We start from the raw sequence: 1,112 nt of genomic DNA on the forward strand, positions 1-1,112 counted from the left end.
AGGCTCATAGTTGCTAAGTAGAGGAATCGTCGTAGTCTTGACCTTCCACGCTTTGAAATGACAATCTGACCTTTCCATTTGCCTGAACTTGCTTCAGCTAGATGTAATCCCGCATGCCGCAATAGAGAGTTTCCGTGAGAGAAACCACTTAGATCTCCTGATTCACCCAGTATCCCGGCTAATGAAATTTCACTTATTCCTTTAATCATAAGTAGTTTTTTTGCAAATGGTATTTTGTAGAGAACTTCTTTAACTTGTTGTTCAACTCTTTCGAGTTGTTTGACAGCGAGGTCATATTCCTCTAATAATTGTTCTAAATGGAATTTATAAGCATCAAGAGCTTGTCCGGTCCCAATAGAGGATTTTGCTAGATTGATTAGTAATTGAGCCTTCTTGGGTCCTGGTTGTCGTTTCATTAAAGACTTCCAACCCCTCATGACATCTAGTGTTTCTAGTGAAGATATTTCATCCGGTGTAGGAAATAAACGAAGGGTTGCGATCGCCCCTTTGCACGTTACATCTTTAAACACTTGTCTGAGTTCAGGAAAGACCACATCCACCCATCGATTTACTTGATTAATAGACATCACGAGACGTTTAACAATCACATCACGATTAGACATTAGAACTCTAAGCTTCTCAAATGATTCTGATGATGGGCGAATAAAGGAATAGTAGCCGTTTTTGACCATATCCGCGATAACGAGCGCATCTTTTTTATCACTCTTAGATTGGGTATTATCACGATTCTCTTTATTCCTTTTTACTAAGTGGGGATTGACTGTTACAACCTCAATGTTTTGGTTATATAACCATTTTGAAAGGTTAATCCAGTAATGGCCTGTAGGCTCCATACCTACTATTGCTGCATCTAAGTTTTTTAATCTTTTTAAATCATGAATCCATTTTAATAGTTTAAGGAACCCCTCTTCATTATTTTCAAATGTAAGAGGGTCTCCAACTACAATTCCACGGAAGTTAACTGCTCTTGCAACGTGTAGTTGTTGAGCGATATCCACACCAACAATAAGGTGTGTATCGGAAATTCTTTCTATTAGTTGATTTTGTTTGTCTTGCATTTTAAAATTCATAGTAGGGCTTCCTCCTTAAGA

At 37.9% G+C, this 1,112-nt stretch carries 1 protein-coding gene; it reads right to left on the reverse strand.

Translation table 11 applies throughout. The features are described 5' to 3' along the window. Positions 1 to 1,091: IS110 family RNA-guided transposase (locus IOC57_RS25485; RefSeq protein WP_207441367.1), on the reverse strand; the 1,091-nt coding region annotated here is incomplete at its 3' end. Between the last annotated feature and the right edge of the window lie 21 nt (positions 1,092 to 1,112).

The organism is Bacillus sp. SD075 (assembly GCF_017355165.1).
Classification (GTDB): Bacteria; Bacillota; Bacilli; order Bacillales; family DSM-1321; genus Peribacillus.